A 15,177-nucleotide genomic window follows, 5' to 3' on the forward strand; every position below is an offset into this window, starting at 1 on the left:
TACGGTGGTCAGGCCGCGCCGGTCACCACATCACGGGCAGACGCTCGGGCAGGCGCTTCATGAAGCCCGTGCGCCACACGAGCTGCTCGACCGGCACGGCCAGCCGTATGCGGGGCATGGCCTTGAGGAGGGCGAGCAGCGCGGTCTCGGCATGCTTCTTGCCGAGGGCGGTGGCAGGGCAGTAGTGCGAGCCGCCGCCGAAGGAGAAGTGCGCGGAGGAGTTGGTCCGGGTGAAGTCGAGGCGGTGCGGGTCCGGGAAGACGGAGGGGTCGAAGTTGGCGCCCTCGGGCAGGACCAGTACGAGCTCGCCCGCCTTGACCTGGACGTCGCCCAGGGTCATGTCCTCCATGACCAGGCGCGGCAGGCCGTCTCCGATGGACAGGTTGATCCGCAGCAGCTCGTCCACGGCCTGGGGCATCAGCTCCGGGTGGTCGGCGAGGTAGTCGGACTCCTCCGGGTGGGTGAGCAGGGTGACCAGCGCCATGGCGAGGAAGCCGGCGGTGGAGATGACGCCCGCGCCGAAGAGGGTGACGCCGACCGTCGCGAACATCTCATCGGTGACGTGCTCGTACCCCTCGGTGCCGCGCAGCCGGGCGAGGTCGCCGATGAGGCCGTGCTCGGTGTCGTCGAGGCGATCCTTCATGTACGCGATGTCGCGGTCCCAGTTCAGGCGCGCGGCCGGGATCTCCCGGGCGCTGTTCATGAAGGCGATGGGCAGCGACTCCGCCAGGCGCGGGGCGGCGTCGTGCGGGATGCCGAGGATCTGGCAGTGCATCGCCTCGGAGAACGGGTCGGTGAACATGGTACGGACGTCGACGGGGGCGCCGTGCTGGAGCATCCGCTCGACCAGTTCGACGGCGTGCTCGTCCATCCACCGCTGGAGTCCGGGGGACTTGGGGTTGATGGCCTTCATCACGGCCTTGCGCAGGCCGGCGCCGGTGATGTTGCCCATGTTGTTGACGACCTCCGGGGGGATCGTCAGCGCGTACTGGCGGGGCACACCGGGGTCGGAGGTGTTCTTGAGGCTGAACCGGTCGTCCTCGAGGACCTGCTTGACGAGCTCGTAGGAGGAGACCAGCCAGGCCTCGGCTCCGGCGATGGTGCGGACCTTCGCCACCGGGGGCAGTTCGTCGACCTGGGTGGGCAGGTGCGTTCCGTCCCACGTGAAGGGGAATTCGAGGATCGGCTCCGCGTGGGTGGTCACAGCTGGTCTCCTTCGGTGGCGGGGGTGACGACGGCGTGGCCCTGGTTGCGGGAGGCCCGCAGTCCGGCGCCGCGCGAGTAGAGCAGGTCCGCCATCGGCAGCGCCTGGTGGTAGCAGTTCAGCGACGAGGGGACGCCGAGGATCGCGGGGGTGTCCAGGAAGAGCGGCGCTTCGGCGCACACGTAGTCCAGGCAGACGGCCCGCTGGTGTTCGGTGGCCCGCTCGCCCCCGAGGACCTTCGACGACAGGAAGATGTCGACGAGTTCGTTGCAGGTCTGCGCGAACGCCGGGTCGGTGTGCAGCCGGTCCAGCAGGTCGGCGTGCATGCGGTCGTAGGCGGGAATGCCCTGGAGCGAGGACATCGGTCTGCCGCGCAGCCGGGTGCCGGACGGGTCGATGTCGGCGACCGCGTTGGTCACCTTGGCGCGTACGCCGCGCAGGTTCTTGACGGTCTTGCGGCGGGCCTCGTCGGGGGGATAGCCCATGGCCTCGTACATCTCGGCCACGTGCAGGTCCGTGTAGATGAGGTCGGCCTGCGCGAAGTTGTCGAGCGCCCACTCGGCGAGTGCGTGCACGCGCTGGGCGGAGAAGTAGGAGTTACCGGGGGAGATGCCGATGACGGCGTGGTCCCCTTCGTCGGCGATGACCTGGCAGTGCGGTGTGTACGCGTCGACACGGAAGGCACTGGTTCGAGTGGCTGTTGTCATGGGAGTGGTCGCATCCCTGTCGCCGCGATTCCCCGCGCGGACCCCGTGTCCCCAGGTGCGGCGGCGACGAGCTGAAGCTATACGAACACGCGAGCCACCGGACGATTACCGTCGAGTTCGTCTCGGTTACTGAAACCGCATGTTGCCCCAGTCAACCGCAACGGGCTGTAAGCGCGTTGATCCGGACGGTAAAGTGACGTTCCGCCACGTCCACTGGCGCGTCAGCCCTTTCGGAAGCAACATTCCGTTTTGAGCGGTATCAGGACTTCCGCTGCTCCGACGGGGCCTCCCCGGCGGTGCCGGTCAGCCCGTGACTCCTGTGCCGGGCGGGCGACGCCCCGGCGATTCGGCGCTCCGGGACGGGACCGTGGTGGTGCGCGGGGTTACGGTCGGCGGCATGGACCGGATGCGCCGGGGGTGGCGGCAGTGCGTGCTCGGCGGGGCGGTGTTCGCCGTGTGCATGGCGGGCACCACGCTGCCGACCCCGCTCTACGGCCTCTACCAGGAGAAGTTCGGCTTCTCCGAGCTGACCGTGACCGTCGTGTACGCCGTGTACGCCTTCGGGGTGATCGGGGTGCTGCTGCTGGCCGGCAACGCCTCCGACACCGTGGGCAGACGGCCGGTGCTGCTGGCGGGGCTGGGGTTCGCGGCGGCGAGCGCGGGATGTTTCCTGTTCGCCACCGGGCTGGGCTGGCTGTACGCGGGGCGGCTGCTGTCGGGGCTGTCCGCCGGCCTGTTCACGGGGGCCGCCACGGCCTACGTGATCGAGTCGGCGCCGCCGGGCGGCGGCGGCCGGGCCACGTTCGTGGCGACGGCCGCCAACATGGGCGGGCTGGGCTGCGGTCCGCTGCTGGCCGGGCTGCTCGCGCAGTACGCCCCCCGGCCGCTCCACCTGCCGTTCACCGTGCACCTCGCCCTGGTGGCAACCTCGGTCGCCGTCCTGCTGGGGCTCGGGGAGACCGTACGGCAGCGGCGGCCGGCGGCCACCGTACGGCCGCAGCGGCCGGGGCTGCCGCCGCCGGTGCGGCCGGTGTTCGGGCCGGCGGCGACCGCCTCGTTCGTGGGGTTCGCGCTGTTCGGCGTGTTCACCTCGGTCAGCCCCGCGTTCCTCGCGCGGTCCCTGGGGGTGCACAACCACGCCGTGAGCGGGCTGGTCGTCGCGCTGGCCTTCTTCGCGTCGACCGCGGGGCAGCTGGTGGTGGGCCGGGTCGGTGCACGGCGGTCGCTGCCCCTGGGCTGCGCGGGACTCCTGGCCGGGCTGGCGCTGCTCGCGGGCGCGCTGTACTGGGACCTCCTGGTGCTGGTGGTGCTGAGCGCGCTGGTCGGCGGGGCCGGCCAGGGGCTGGCTTTCCGCGGGGCGCTGTCCGTGGTGGCGCGGGCGTCGCCGGACGACCGGCGCGCCGCGGTGATCTCGACGCTCTTCGTGGTGGCGTACGCGGGCATCTCGGTGCCGGTCATCGGTGTGGGCGTACTGGTGGAGCCGATCGGCCTGGAGGGCGCGGGGCTGGTGTTCATCGCCTGCATGGCGGCCCTGGTCGCGGCCGCCGGGGCCTATCTGCTGCGCCGCGCGGGCAGGTGAGGGGCGGTCAGGCCTCCGGACCTCTCGCGGTGCCGTCGTCGGCCGGTGCCTCGACCGCCGCCGGGTCGAGGATGCGGTTGAGGAAATTGCGGGTGCGTTCGTGCCGGGGGCGGGTGACGACCTGTTCCGCGGGCCCCTGCTCGACGATCACGCCCTCGTCCATGAACACGACCCGGTCCGCGACCTCCCGGGCGAAGCTCATCTCGTGGGTGACGACCATCATCGTCATCCCCTCCCCCGCCAGGATCCGCATCACCGACAGCACCTCGCCGACGAGTTCCGGGTCGAGCGCCGAGGTCGGCTCGTCGAAGAGCATCACCTCGGGTCCCATCGACAGGGCGCGGGCGATCGCCACCCGCTGCTGCTGGCCGCCGGACAGCTGGGCCGGGTAGGCGTCCGCCTTGGCCGCGAGGCCGACCCGCTCCAGGTTCTCCCGGGCGACGGCGGCGGCCTTCTCCTTGTCCGTGCCGAGGACCCTCCGCTGCGGGAGGGTGAGGTTGGCGGTGACGCTGATGTGCGGGAAGAGGTTGAACTGCTGGAAGACCATGCCGATGCGGCGGCGCGCGGCGTCGATGTCGACATCGGGGTCGGTGAGTTCCGTACCGCCGACGAAGACCTGGCCCCGGCTGGGCTCCTCCAGCAGGTTCACACAGCGCAGCAGCGTCGATTTGCCCGAGCCGGAGGGGCCGATGACGCACACCACCTCGCCTCGGGCGATGTCGAGGTCGATGCCCCGCAGGACGTGGTTGTCGCCGAAGGACTTGTGCAGTCCCCGGATCTCGATCTCCGGGCGGTCGCTGCCCATCGTGTCCCCCGTTCCCGTCGTCTGTGGCATCGGTTCCTCACGTGGCCTTGTCGGCACGGGCCTCGAGCCGGCGCACCACGAAGCTGAGCGGTACGGTCACGAGGAGGTAGCACAGGCCCGCGACGAGGATCGGGGTGGAGTTGGCGGTCTCGCTGGCGAGGTCGCGGCCGAATTTCGTCAGCTCCCGCTCCTCCAGCGTCACGCCCAGGAAGAGCACCAGCGAGGAGTCCTTGAAGAGGAGGACCAGTTCGTTGGTGAGCGGGGGGATGACGATGCGGAACGCCTGGGGGATGACCACGGACACCATGGCGCGGCCGTGCGAGAAGCCCAGGGAGCGGGCCGCTTCCATCTGCCCCTTGGGCACGGCCTGGATGCCGGCGCGGATCGTCTCCGCCATGTAGGCGGCGGCGACCAGGCCGAGGCCGAGCGCGACCTTCCCGTACGTGCCGCCGGGGATGGCGGTGCCGGGGAAGGCCAGCGGTACCGCCACGCCGACGAAGATGAAGATCAGCAGGGCGGGCAGGCCCCGGAACAGTTCGATGTAGACGCTCGCGACCCAGCGGTACGGGGCCACCGAGGACAGCCTCATCATGGCGATGACCAGGCCGAGCACCAGGCCGAAGAGGAACCCGGAGAGGGTGTACACCACCGTGTTCCGCAGGGCGATGGTGATGATCTTCGGGAAGAGCCTGAGCGCCAGGTCCGTCTGGGCGAACTGGTTGCGCAGCCGGTCCCAGTCGGCGAGTACGCCGACCAGGACCAGCGCGGCCGCGAAGACCGCGTACTGGACGCCCTGCCAGACGCGGCGCCGCTGCCGCCGGGTGAGCCGTGAGGTCACGACGCGGCCTGGGGCAGCGGGCCGATCCACTGCTCGTAGGTCTTCTTGTAGGTGCCGTCGGCCTTGGCGTCGGTGATCGCCTTGTCGATGGCGGCGAGCAGGGCGGTGTTGCCCTTCTTCACCGAGAAGCCGTACTTCTCGCCGGTCTCGATGTTCTGGCCGAGGACGAACGCCGAGGCGTTCGCCGGGTCCTTGAGCCAGCCCTGGACGACCGGGTAGTCGATGACGACGGCGTCGACCTGGCCCGTGCGCAGTCCGTTGAGCACCGCGTCCGAACTCTCGAAGGCGACGGGATCGAAGCCCTGCGCCTTGGCGTAGCTCTCGCCGGTGGTCTCGGCCTGCGCGCCCAGTTTCTTCGCCTTGGCCTTGACGTCGGCGAGGGAGGTGATGCCGCTCTTCTTCGTCGAGAGCAGTGCCTGGGTGGCGTCGAAGTAGGGGACGGAGAAGTCGACGTTCTTCTTGCGCTCGTCGGTGATGGTCATGCCGGCGGCGGCGAGGTCGCACTGGCCGGAGTTGAGGAAGGCGCCCGTCTTGAAGTTTTCGAACGGCGTGTCGAGGATCTTCTGTTCGACTCCGAGCTTCTTCGCGACGAGGTCGATCAGGGCCACGTCGAAGCCGACGACCTTGCCGTCCCGCTCGAACTGGAACGGCGGGTAGGGCAGGTGGGTGCAGGTGGTCAGTTTGCCCTTCTCGACGACCGGTACGCCCCCTGCCGCCTCCCCCGGTCCGCTGTCGCCGGAGGAGCAGCCCACGGCCAGGAACATGCCCGCGGCGGCGGCCGCGGCGGCCAGGGCGCGCGGACGCCGGCGGGAGGGGTGGTGGTGAGCGCCGTCGCGGTGACTGCGGTGTCCTTCGGCCGTCCGGAACACGGTTGACCTCCACGGGTGCGGGGGGGGGGAGCGGCGGTCGCGGGAGGAGACCGTCCGTCGAGATCGTAAGCCCCGGCGGCACACCGGCAAGGGACCATTCGCGATGCGGCGCGAACCGTCCGGCCGTACGGAGCCACGGAACGAGAAGTCCCGGAGGCAAAGGGCGTATGACCTTCACGATGCGTTCGCGTAAGCGCTCCGTCAACGGATTCGCGTTCCGGCCGACGGGCAGTTCACCGCGCTCGGCGGGAATGCGCTGATGGGAGCCCCTGACGCGGTCCCGAACGGCGGGTGGGAGGGCTTCACCGCGCGTTCGCTACGTGTGCGGGAACACATGTCACGGCTGTGGACCTCATGCCAGGATCGGGGCGGGGCGACGCGGATTCCTTCATATGCCGACACATCCTCACTTCCCCGGTCGCCCCCGACCGTCATGGGTGCGGGGATAGCCCTGCGGCCACAACAGGCCGCGAGGACCGGAATTCGACCATGAGTCGAGCGGGTTTCCCCTCACCTTCGATGCCCGACACTCCCGGGAAGGCGAATATCGTGACACGTCTGCGCCATGGAAACAGGTTGTTGCACAAACTCTCGGTCCCCCTCGGGTCCCGCCCGCCGGGGAGGGCGCAGGCGGCCCGGGGAAGGCGATTACCGGGCTCCCGGCCCCTGCCCGCGCCTGCCCGGGTACCGGCCGTACCCGAGGTGGAGCTGCCCGGCACGCCACTGGACTGGATCGAGCCGATCGTCGGCGCCGAGCGGACGGAAACCGTACGGGACACCCTGCGCGGAGTGCGTGAGCTGCTCGACGGGCGCACCGTATGGCACATCAGTGACAACCCGGTGCGGGGCGGAGTGGCCGAACTCCTGCGGGCCAATCTCCCCTGCCTCGCGGGCGAGGGCATTTCCACCCGCTGGGCCACCATCGGCGGGCCGCCCGAATTCCGCGCTTTCACCAAGTCCCTGTACTACCGGCTGTGCGGAGTGGCTCCGGGGGCGAAGCCCGCGGACCTCGAACGGGGCCGCCGGATGTACGAACGGATATGCGCGGAAACAGCGGCGCGGCTGGTACCCGCCATGGGCCGGCGTTCCATCGTCGTCCTCCACGACCACCAGACCGCCGGACTCATTCCCCATCTTCGCGAAGCGGGCTGCACCGTGCTGTGGCGGGTCCATGTCGGCACGGCGCTGAGGGAGGACCTCGCGGCGCCCGGATGGGAATTCCTGTACCGCTACATTTCCTCCGCGCATTGCCACATCACCTCCTATCCCGGAGTCCTGCCCGCCGGACCGCCGACGGTGGACCGCCGTGTCGTCCAGCCGTCCATCGATCCGCTGTCTCCCAAGAACATCCCGCTGCACCCGGACGCGGATCCGTCGCGCCTGCTGGCCGGTGCGGGGCTGATCGAGGAGGCGGGCGGCGCCCCTCGGGGACGGCACGCCCTGACCGACCTCCTCGTACGCCATCCGGCGCGCGTGGTGCGCGCCGGCGGACCGGCCCCGGCGGGCGCGCCCCTGGTGACCCAGGTGAGCCGCTGGGACCGGGTCAAGGACATCCCGGGGGTGATCCGGGGCTTCGCCGAGTACGTCGATCCGGCCTTCGGCGCCCACCTGATGCTGGTCGGCCCGGACACCAGGGGCGACCGGCAGGCCGAGCAGGTCTTCGCCGAGTGCCGTCAGGCGTGGGAGGACCTCGGCCCGCGGGGGCGGCGCGTCCACCTCGTCCAGGTGCCGACGGACAACCGGTCCGAGCACGCCCTGACCGTCAACGCCGTCCAGCGCCACTCGGCCGTGGTGATCCAGAAGAGCCTGGCCGAGGGCTTCGGCCTGACCGTGTCCGAGGCCGCCTGGAAGGGGCGGCCCGTGGTCGCCGCCCCCGTCGGGGGGATCCGGGAACAGGTCGAGCACGGCACGACGGGGCTGCTGCTCTCGGATCCCCGGGACCTGCGCGGGCTCGGGGAGGCGGTCAACCGCCTGCTCTCGGACCGGGATTACGCGCGGGAACTCGGCAGGAACGGCCATCGGCGCGTGCTGCGGCGCTTCCTCACCGACAGCAGCGTCCTCGGCTTCGCGCGGGTCCTCGCGGACGCCGCCCAGCGCTACCAGTAGAGGAGTGACAGCAGTGCGCATCCTGGCCGTCGGGGCCCATCCCGACGACGTCGAGCTCTTCTGTGCGGGGACGCTCGCCCACTACGCCCGGCAGGGGGCCCGGGTCACCGTCGCCATCGCGACCAACGGCGAACTCGGCTCCCGCACCCTGCCGCCCGCCCGGACGGCCGCGGTCCGCGAGGAGGAGGCACGGCGGGCCGTCGGCGTGCTCGACGCGGAGCTGCTCTGGCTCGGGCAGCCGGACGGCTTCCTCTTCGACACGGCAGACACCCGCCGCCAGATGGTGGAGGTGCTGCGCCGGGTGCGGCCCGACATCGTCCTCGCCCACCACCCCGACGACTACCACCCCGACCACCGGGCCGTGAGCCGACTGGTCGGCGCGGCACGGCTGCTGGCCCGCGAGCCCGCCCTCTCCACCGGGAGCCCGGCCACGGACGCGGTCCCCCCGCTCTTCTACATGGACACCCTGCTCGGAACGAACGCGGGCACCCCGGACCTGTGGGTGGACATCACGGACACCATGGCGGTGAAGGAGGCGATGCTGGCCGAGCACCGCAGCCAGAACAGCTCCCGCAAGGAGCGCAAGGGCGCCGACTTCGTGGACCTGACGCGGCAGCAGGCGGCGCACCGCGGCCTGGAGGCGGGGGTCCGGTACGCGGAGGCCTTCACCTGCGCGCCCTCCCATCCCGCCACCTCGGTGCACGATCTGGTCCCGGAGGGCACGGGCGTCCGCCTCCCGGTCCTGCCCTCCCCGCGGTGAGCGGCTCCGGGGGCCGGGGTACCGCCGCCGGCGGCGCGGGCGCCCTCTACGCGGTCTTCTTCCTGAACGGGATCGTCCTGGCGAGCTGGGCCCCGCGCATCCCCCAGGTGAAGGAGCAGCTGGGGCTCTCCGACGGGCAGCTCGGTACGGCTCTGCTCGGGGTGGCGCTCGGTTCGGTACCGGCCATGCCCGCGGCCGGTCTGCTGGTGAACCGCTTCGGCAGCCGGCCGGTGGCCCGGTGCGCCGCCCTCGTCTACGCCCCGGCCATCGCGTTGCCCGGGCTGGCCGGCTCCATGACCGGCCTGATGCTGGGACTGGTCGTCCTGGGCGCGGCGGTCGGGGCGCTGGACGTCGCCATGAACGCCCACGCGGTGGATCTGGAGCGGCGCAGCGGCCGGGCGAGGCTCTCCTCCTTCCACGGCCTGTTCAGCGCCGGGGCGCTGGCGGGTGCGCTGCTCGGTACCGCCGCCGCCGGCGCGGGAGTGGCCGCGCGTACGCAGTTCACGGTGTCGGCGGCCATCGGGACGGCCGCCGCCGGGGTGGCGGTGGCCGCCCTGCACCGGGCGGCGCCACCCGCGCCGCCCGGGCGCCGGGCGGGGCCGGGCGGGCCTGCGGCGGCCGTCCGGCGCCGGGGCCGGGGCGCCGCCCGGCTGCTGCCGCTCAGCGCGCTGGGGCTGTGCGTCCTGCTCGTGGAGGGGGTGGTGACCGACTGGAGCAGCGTGTACCTGGCCGACGCGCTGGGCGCGGGGCCGGGTCTGGCGGGTGCCGGGTACGCGGCCTTCGCGCTGGCCATGACGGCCGGGCGGCTCGGCGGCGACCGGACGGCCGGGCGTTTCGGTCCCGTGCGCGTCGTGCGCTGGGGGGCGCTGCTGACCGCGGCCGGGGCGGTGGTGGCCCTGGTGTCCGGACACCCGGTGGCCTCGGCGGTGGCGTTCTGCGCGGTCGGCCTCGGGATCTCCGCGTCCTTCCCCCTGGTCGTCAGCGGGGCGAGCCGGATCCCCTCCGCCGCCCCGGGGACCGCGGTGGCGACGGTCTCGACCACCGGCTATTTCGCCTTCCTCGCCGGTCCGCCGCTGATCGGCTTCCTGGCCTCCCACAGCAGCTTGCGCACGGCCCTGTTCCTGGTGCCCGCGCTCGCCCTGGCGGCTGCGGCGCTCGCTGCCTCCCTGTCCGCGACGCAGCCCGGAGAAGAGATTCCGCTTCCACGAGAGGACGTATCGAGTCACCATTGATCATTGGATCAAATCTCCATCAGGGCCTTCTAATTCAAGGAACAGAACCGACCTGAACCTTCTTAACATCTGTTATTGTGCCCGCGCTTGGTGTTCGTTCAGCATTCCGTTTCTCCTCGGGCGCGGGCCGTTCGAGGGTTGTCGCGAGGTGGCGTGTACGTGTACAGCACTCCCTTTTCCCCCACCGAAGCCCGATCCGCGCGCGCCCGCATGGGATTGAGCACGGTTCAGGTGGCCGAGGCCATGGCGGCCTGCGGGAGCCCCGTCCATCCCGCCATGGTGGCGGCGTGGGAGCAGGGCTCCCACGTCCCTTCCGACCAGCACCTCTTCGCCCTCGCGGACGTGCTGTGGTGCGACGCGGCCACCCTGATGGGGACCGTGCCGAGGACGCTGCCCGAGTTCCGGCTGGCCCGCCGGATCACCGTGGAACGGCTGGCCTACCGGCTGGGCATGGGCCCGTCGGAGTACCGCGCCGCCGAGCAGTCGGGGCACTGGCAGGGGGACTCCCGGCAGACCAGGGTCCTGGTGGAGGCCCTGGGCCTGTCCCTGCGCGCGCTGACCACCATCACGGGCCGCGACCAGGAGCTGGAGGAGCACCTGCGGTCGGCGGTCACCGGGCGGTGGAAGGCCCACGTCGATCCCGTGGTGGAGATCGTGTCGGTGGACGCCACCAGCGTCGGCGACGCGCTCCACACGATGCACACGGAGCTCTCCTCCTTCTCCGAGCGGTACATGGGGCACCTGGTCGCCCGCAACGACGACGCCAGGCTGAAGGAGATAGCGACGGAGCGGTCCGCCTACCTGCGCCGCCTGGCCGACCACTTCTGGGAGCTGATCGGCGAGCAGGGCGAGGCCCCGGCGAGGCCTCCGGCGGGCGGCTGAGGCGGGTCACGGAGCGGCCGGGCGGGCCGGGAGGGCGCGAGCCCCTTCCCGGCCCGCCCGTGCGTCAACGGGCCGCCGCCACGAAGGGGCCGGGCGGGCCGTCCTCCTCGATGTCGTCCCAGTCGATCTCCATCGTGCTGCGGCTCGTGAAGACGTTGAAGAGCAGGTTCAGCAGGATGGCGGTGAGGGCCCCCAGCGTGATCCCGCTGTCGAGCACGGCCCGGACGTCGTCCGGCATGCGCTCGAAGAAGGGCTTCACCGTCGTCGGCAGCAGGGCCGCGCCCAGACTGACCGCCAGGATCAGGGTGTTGCGCTCCTCGCGCAGGTCGGCCTTGGCCAGGATCTGGATGCCGACGGCCGCGACGATGCCGAACATGGAGACCGCCGCTCCGCCCAGCACCGGGTGCGGGACGGAGGCGACCAGGCTGCCCGCCTTCGGCAGCAGCCCGAGGGCGATCATGAACAGGCCGGCCGCGACGACGACGTAGCGGCTCATGACCTTCGACATCCGGACGATGCCGATGTTCTCCGCGAAGGCCACGTACGGGAAGGAGTTGAGGACACCGCCGAGGACCGTCGCCACGCCGTCGGCGCGCAGGGCCCGCGCGACCGTGTCGGCATCGACCTTCTTGCGGGTGATCTCCCCGATGGCGTAGACGTCGCCGGTCGTCTCCACCATGGTGATCAGCATGACGACGAGCATCGCGGCGATCGGGAGCAGTTCGAAGCGCGGCACGCCGTAGTGGAAGGGGGTGGTGACCCCGATCCAGTCGGCCTGCGCCACGGCGCCGAAGTCCACGTCCCCGAAGAGCCAGGCGACGGCCGTACCGGCCACGAGCCCGAGGAGGACGGCCAGGCTGCTGAGGAAGGGCTTGCCGACGCGGACCAGCACCAGGATGAAGAGCAGGGTGCCCAGCGCGTACGCGAGGTTCTTCACGGACCCGTACGCGGGCGTTCCCACGAGGTGGGCCCCGCCGGCCGCGTCCTGCAGGGCCACCGGGATGAGGGTGATGCCGATGACGGTCAGGATCGTACCGATGACGACCGGCGGGAAGTACTTCACCAGCTTGCTGAAGAGCGGCGCGAAGGCGAAGGTGGCGATGCCCGCCGTGATCACCGCGCCGTAGACGACGAGGAGGCCGGCGGTACCTCCGCCGGCGCCCAGGCCGATGGCGATCATGGGTGAGACCGCGGTGAAGGTGACCCCCTGGACGAGGGGCAGCCGGGCGCCCGCCTTCCAGATGCCGAGGGCCTGGATGATCGAGGCGATGCCGCAGGTGAGGAGGTCCGCGTTGATGAGGTGGACCAGTTCCTGGCGGGTGAGTCCGAGTGCGTTGCCGAGCAGGACGGGGACGATGACCGCCGCCGCGTAGAACGCCAGCACGTGCTGGAAGCCGTACAGGGCGAGTCGGGGGAAGGGGAGGAGTTCGTCGACGGGGTGTATGCCCTGTCGGGTGGACCGCCGGGAGGACTGTCTGGTGGCTCTTGCCATCTCTGCCTTGCCTTCACGAGGTAGGTGAATGAGAGGGCCGCCGCGCCCGTGCCCCGGGTGGCGGGGCGGGCGCAGGCCGGCTCGCATGGAGCCGACGTCGGGCGGTGTTGCCGACAGCACGTCGCTCTGGATGCATTTACGTCCCGGATTGGCGGGACATCCTTCGATCAGCACCCGGATCCCTGACTGGGCATGGGATCCGAAGGGACCGCGACCGGAGGGCGCTCACCATAACCAAAGGGCGGGTTTCCTCGCGAGTAACCGGAGCTTCCGCTTCCCGAGCAGGCTCAGCGCCCGACCGGGCGGAAGGGCTCGGAGGGCCTGGAAGGCTCGGAAGGCTCGGCGAGATCGGCCCCGGGGCCCGCGGGCGCCTCGGGCTCGTCCATGTCGTGGAGACCGGGGAAGCGGTAGGGGTCGAGCACCCACTGCGGCGTCCCGGTGGAAAGGCCGTAGGTCGGTGCGGCGTTCATGGTGCTCATCAGACCTCCCGGTAGTGGAGCCATCACTGATCGTCATGACTCGTTACTCTCTGCTTCCGGTTGCTGGGTGGGGGCATTCCCACCCGAATGTCGCCAATGGCATCTCTTCACACCAGCTCCCGGCATGCCGAGGGGCCGTGCCCGGCGCGTCCCGGGTACGGCCCCTAGCCGTCAGGCCGGGTGTCAGCGCCGCTGCGGGCACGTCTTCCAGGAGAAGTGGTACACGGTGTTGAAGCTGCCGTCGGTGGAGTCCATCGCGAGGAAGCTGGTGGTGTTCGCCGTGTCGGAGGAGCCCGCGTGGGCACGCAGCTCGGTGTTGATGTTCAGGTTCCGCTTGGCCCCGCAGGGGTGGAAGACCAGCGCCTCGACCGGCACCGCGTCCGACACCTGCCAGTTGCCCTCGGCGGGGCCGTTCAGGGTGTGGCTCCGGTAGGCCGTCTGGGACATGCCCTGGAAGTAGTAGCTGGCGTTCTGGGTGGCGCTCGCGCCCTCCGCGATGCTGGCGAAGCCGCGGTAGTCGGCCTTGGCGATGGCGTAGGTGTAGCCCTGGGGCACGTTCACGCGGAGGCCGAGCTGGCAGTTCTTGCGGAAGTCGGTCGCCTTGGCGTCCTTGCCGACCTGGGCGAGGTACTCGCTGTACGTCACCGTGAAGGCGGTGTTGTCCGGGGAGACCGCCACGTTGGCGGTGCCCGGGCGGCAGCCGGAGCCGTTGACCTGGACCACGTCGACGGTGATCTGGCCGGGAGGCGCGGCGGCCGGGACGGAGGAGGTCGCGGCACCCGCGGAGGGCGCGAGGGCGGCAGCGGCGAGCGCGGCGGCCGCGCCGGCAGTGAACACCGTTCTGAGCATGGGTTGTCCTTCCGATCGCTGCTGTGCGTGATCGGCACGAACCGTTCCACACTCCCCCGCGCCATCGGCGCAGGCGCGTCAGTCGCCGCCGCCACCACCCCCGTCCGGGGTAGTGGGCCGACCACCACACCGCCCGCCGAGGGGCCGCCGTCCGCCACGCCCCACCGCGTTTTTGGCTCGTAAGGAGCGGCCCGCGCGGTCTCCCGGGGGCAGACTGGGCGGCCCAGGACCAGGAGGAGGACCAGCGCGTGCCCGTACCGATCATCATCGACTGCGATCCCGGACACGACGACGCCCTGGCGATCATGCTGGCGGCCGGGGATCCCGGCGTCGACCTCCTCGCCGTCACCACCGTCGCCGGCAACCAGACGCTGGAGAAGACCACCCTCAACGCCCGCCGGGTGCTGACCCTCGCCGGCGTCACGGACGTGCCCGTCGCCGCCGGCTGCGACCGGCCGCTGCTCCAGCCGCTGGCCGTCGCCGCCGACGTGCACGGCGAATCCGGCATGGACGGGCCGCAGTTCCCGCCGCCCACGGTGGACGTGGTGCCGGAGCACGCGGTGGACCTCATCCACCGGATCCTCCTCGAGCACCCCGAACCGGTCACCCTGGTGCCCACCGCCCCGCTGACCAACATCGCCCTCCTCCTGACCCGCCACCCCGGGATCGGCGCCCGCATCCGCGAGATCGTGCTGATGGGCGGTTCCGTGGGGCCGGGCAACCGCACACCGGCGGCCGAGTTCAACGTGTACACCGACCCGGAGGCCGCCGCCGTCGTCTTCGGCAGCGGGGTACCGGTGACCATGTGCGGGCTCGACGTCACCCACCAGGCCCTGGCCACGCCCGAAGTGCTGGCCCGCTTCGAGGCCCTCGGCACGGAACTCGGCTCCGTCTGCGTGGAACTGCTCACCTATTACGCCTCCACGTACCGTCTGCTGTGGGACATGCCCCATGCGCCGCTGCACGACCCGGTCGCGGTGGCCCGGGTGATCGACCCGGCGATCGTGGGCTGTGTGGACGCCAACGTCGTGGTCGAGCTCCAGGGCCGCTACACCCGCGGGGCCACCGTCGTGGACCTCCACGACTACGTGGGCCGCCCGGTGAACGCGCGGGTCGCCACCACCCTGGACGCGGGCCTCTTCTGGGACCGCATGGTCGGCGCGGTGGCCGCCCTCGGGTCCCGCCGCGCATGACGCGGCCCCAGCCGCGACCGGGCGCCTCAGGCTGACGTGCGGCGAAGCGGGCCGGGCCTGGATGTCCGGGCCCGCTCCGGCGCGTCGTCGTCCTGACCGGACGCCGGCCCCGTTTTCCGGCGGGGCCGGCCGCTCTAGACGGTGGTGGAGAGGAAGGTGGGCAGTGTGGCCGGGTCCGCCGC

General features: G+C 71.4%; 14 protein-coding genes. 6 read left to right on the plus strand and 8 right to left on the minus strand.

Annotation, left to right across the window (positions count from 1 at the left end; genetic code table 11):
• Nucleotides 1–22: 22 nt before the first annotated feature.
• Together ACZ51S_RS17490 and ACZ51S_RS17495 are read right to left on the minus strand one after the other, a co-directional pair.
• The gene (locus ACZ51S_RS17490; RefSeq protein ID WP_468961331.1) at nt 23–1,204 is read right to left on the minus strand and encodes a cytochrome P450; all 1,182 of its coding nucleotides are present in this window, start codon (nt 1,202–1,204) and stop codon (nt 23–25) included.
• Nucleotides 1,201–1,911, minus strand: a complete 711-nt coding sequence (locus ACZ51S_RS17495; RefSeq protein WP_388940347.1) for a cyclodityrosine synthase — start codon at nt 1,909–1,911, stop codon at nt 1,201–1,203. Before ACZ51S_RS17495 ends, ACZ51S_RS17490 begins: the two co-directional genes overlap by 4 nt.
• A gap of 397 nt (nt 1,912–2,308) precedes the next feature.
• Here ACZ51S_RS17495 and ACZ51S_RS17500 point away from each other — a divergent pair, with 397 nt between their 5' ends.
• Nucleotides 2,309–3,490 (plus strand): MFS transporter, encoded by a 1,182-nt coding sequence (locus ACZ51S_RS17500; RefSeq protein ID WP_468474618.1) that lies wholly within the window; start codon nt 2,309–2,311, stop codon nt 3,488–3,490.
• Between the two features lie 7 nt (nt 3,491–3,497).
• Here ACZ51S_RS17500 and ACZ51S_RS17505 read toward each other — a convergent pair whose 3' ends face one another.
• From ACZ51S_RS17505 to ACZ51S_RS17515, 3 genes are read right to left on the minus strand one after another with little or no spacing between them, the layout of a single operon-like run.
• On the minus strand, nt 3,498–4,295 hold the full coding sequence (locus ACZ51S_RS17505; protein ID WP_468474677.1) for an amino acid ABC transporter ATP-binding protein: 798 nt from the start codon (nt 4,293–4,295) through the stop codon (nt 3,498–3,500).
• A gap of 37 nt (nt 4,296–4,332) precedes the next feature.
• Nucleotides 4,333–5,133, minus strand: a complete 801-nt coding sequence (locus tag ACZ51S_RS17510) for an amino acid ABC transporter permease (RefSeq protein ID WP_388940343.1) — start codon at nt 5,131–5,133, stop codon at nt 4,333–4,335.
• Nucleotides 5,130–5,897 carry an ABC transporter substrate-binding protein gene (locus ACZ51S_RS17515; protein WP_468474678.1) on the minus strand — a complete coding sequence of 256 codons (768 nt, stop codon included), beginning with the start codon at nt 5,895–5,897 and terminating at the stop codon, nt 5,130–5,132. Before ACZ51S_RS17515 ends, ACZ51S_RS17510 begins: the two co-directional genes overlap by 4 nt.
• 807 nt (nt 5,898–6,704) lie before the next feature.
• Here ACZ51S_RS17515 and ACZ51S_RS17520 point away from each other — a divergent pair.
• From ACZ51S_RS17520 to ACZ51S_RS17535, 4 genes are all read left to right on the plus strand, one after another.
• Entirely contained in the window at nt 6,705–8,108 is a 1,404-nt protein-coding gene (locus tag ACZ51S_RS17520; protein WP_468474619.1) for a glycosyltransferase, read from the plus strand.
• 4 nt (nt 8,109–8,112) lie between these two features.
• Entirely contained in the window at nt 8,113–8,868 is a 756-nt protein-coding gene (locus ACZ51S_RS17525) for a PIG-L deacetylase family protein (protein WP_468474620.1), read from the plus strand.
• Entirely contained in the window at nt 8,865–10,100 is a 1,236-nt protein-coding gene (locus tag ACZ51S_RS17530) for an MFS transporter (protein WP_468961334.1), read from the plus strand. Before ACZ51S_RS17525 ends, ACZ51S_RS17530 begins: the two co-directional genes overlap by 4 nt.
• A 231-nt stretch (nt 10,101–10,331) precedes the next feature.
• Nucleotides 10,332–10,982 (plus strand): transcriptional regulator, encoded by a 651-nt coding sequence (locus tag ACZ51S_RS17535; RefSeq protein ID WP_468961336.1) that lies wholly within the window; start codon nt 10,332–10,334, stop codon nt 10,980–10,982.
• 64 nt (nt 10,983–11,046) lie between these two features.
• On the opposite strand, the gene ACZ51S_RS17540 is transcribed toward ACZ51S_RS17535, so the two are convergent.
• The 3 genes from ACZ51S_RS17540 to ACZ51S_RS17550 form a co-directional block, all read right to left on the minus strand.
• Entirely contained in the window at nt 11,047–12,474 is a 1,428-nt protein-coding gene (locus tag ACZ51S_RS17540) for a nucleobase:cation symporter-2 family protein (RefSeq protein ID WP_468474623.1), read from the minus strand.
• A gap of 287 nt (nt 12,475–12,761) precedes the next feature.
• Nucleotides 12,762–12,953, minus strand: a complete 192-nt coding sequence (locus tag ACZ51S_RS17545; RefSeq protein ID WP_468961338.1) for a hypothetical protein — start codon at nt 12,951–12,953, stop codon at nt 12,762–12,764.
• 183 nt (nt 12,954–13,136) lie between these two features.
• Nucleotides 13,137–13,802, minus strand: coding sequence for a DUF4360 domain-containing protein (locus ACZ51S_RS17550; protein WP_388940332.1), 666 nt, complete (start codon nt 13,800–13,802; stop codon nt 13,137–13,139).
• 248 nt (nt 13,803–14,050) lie between these two features.
• Between ACZ51S_RS17550 and ACZ51S_RS17555 the strand changes: the two genes are divergently transcribed.
• Complete coding sequence (locus ACZ51S_RS17555; protein WP_468474625.1) at nt 14,051–14,995, plus strand: nucleoside hydrolase; 945 nt, start codon at nt 14,051–14,053, stop codon at nt 14,993–14,995.
• Nucleotides 14,996–15,177 lie beyond the last annotated feature (182 nt).

The organism is Streptomyces sp. NPDC034043, assembly GCF_055575675.1.

Coding starts and splice junctions, on each gene's coding strand:
- ACZ51S_RS17495 (WP_388940347.1), bottom strand. CDS start 1,911: ATGACAACAGCCACTCGAACCAGTGCCTTCCGTGTCGACGCGTACACA.
- ACZ51S_RS17500 (WP_468474618.1), top strand. CDS start 2,309: ATGGACCGGATGCGCCGGGGGTGGCGGCAGTGCGTGCTCGGCGGGGCG.
- ACZ51S_RS17505 (WP_468474677.1), bottom strand. CDS start 4,295: ATGGGCAGCGACCGCCCGGAGATCGAGATCCGGGGACTGCACAAGTCC.
- ACZ51S_RS17515 (WP_468474678.1), bottom strand. CDS start 5,897: ATGTTCCTGGCCGTGGGCTGCTCCTCCGGCGACAGCGGACCGGGGGAG.
- ACZ51S_RS17540 (WP_468474623.1), bottom strand. CDS start 12,474: ATGGCAAGAGCCACCAGACAGTCCTCCCGGCGGTCCACCCGACAGGGC.
- ACZ51S_RS17545 (WP_468961338.1), bottom strand. CDS start 12,953: ATGAGCACCATGAACGCCGCACCGACCTACGGCCTTTCCACCGGGACG.
- ACZ51S_RS17550 (WP_388940332.1), bottom strand. CDS start 13,802: ATGCTCAGAACGGTGTTCACTGCCGGCGCGGCCGCCGCGCTCGCCGCT.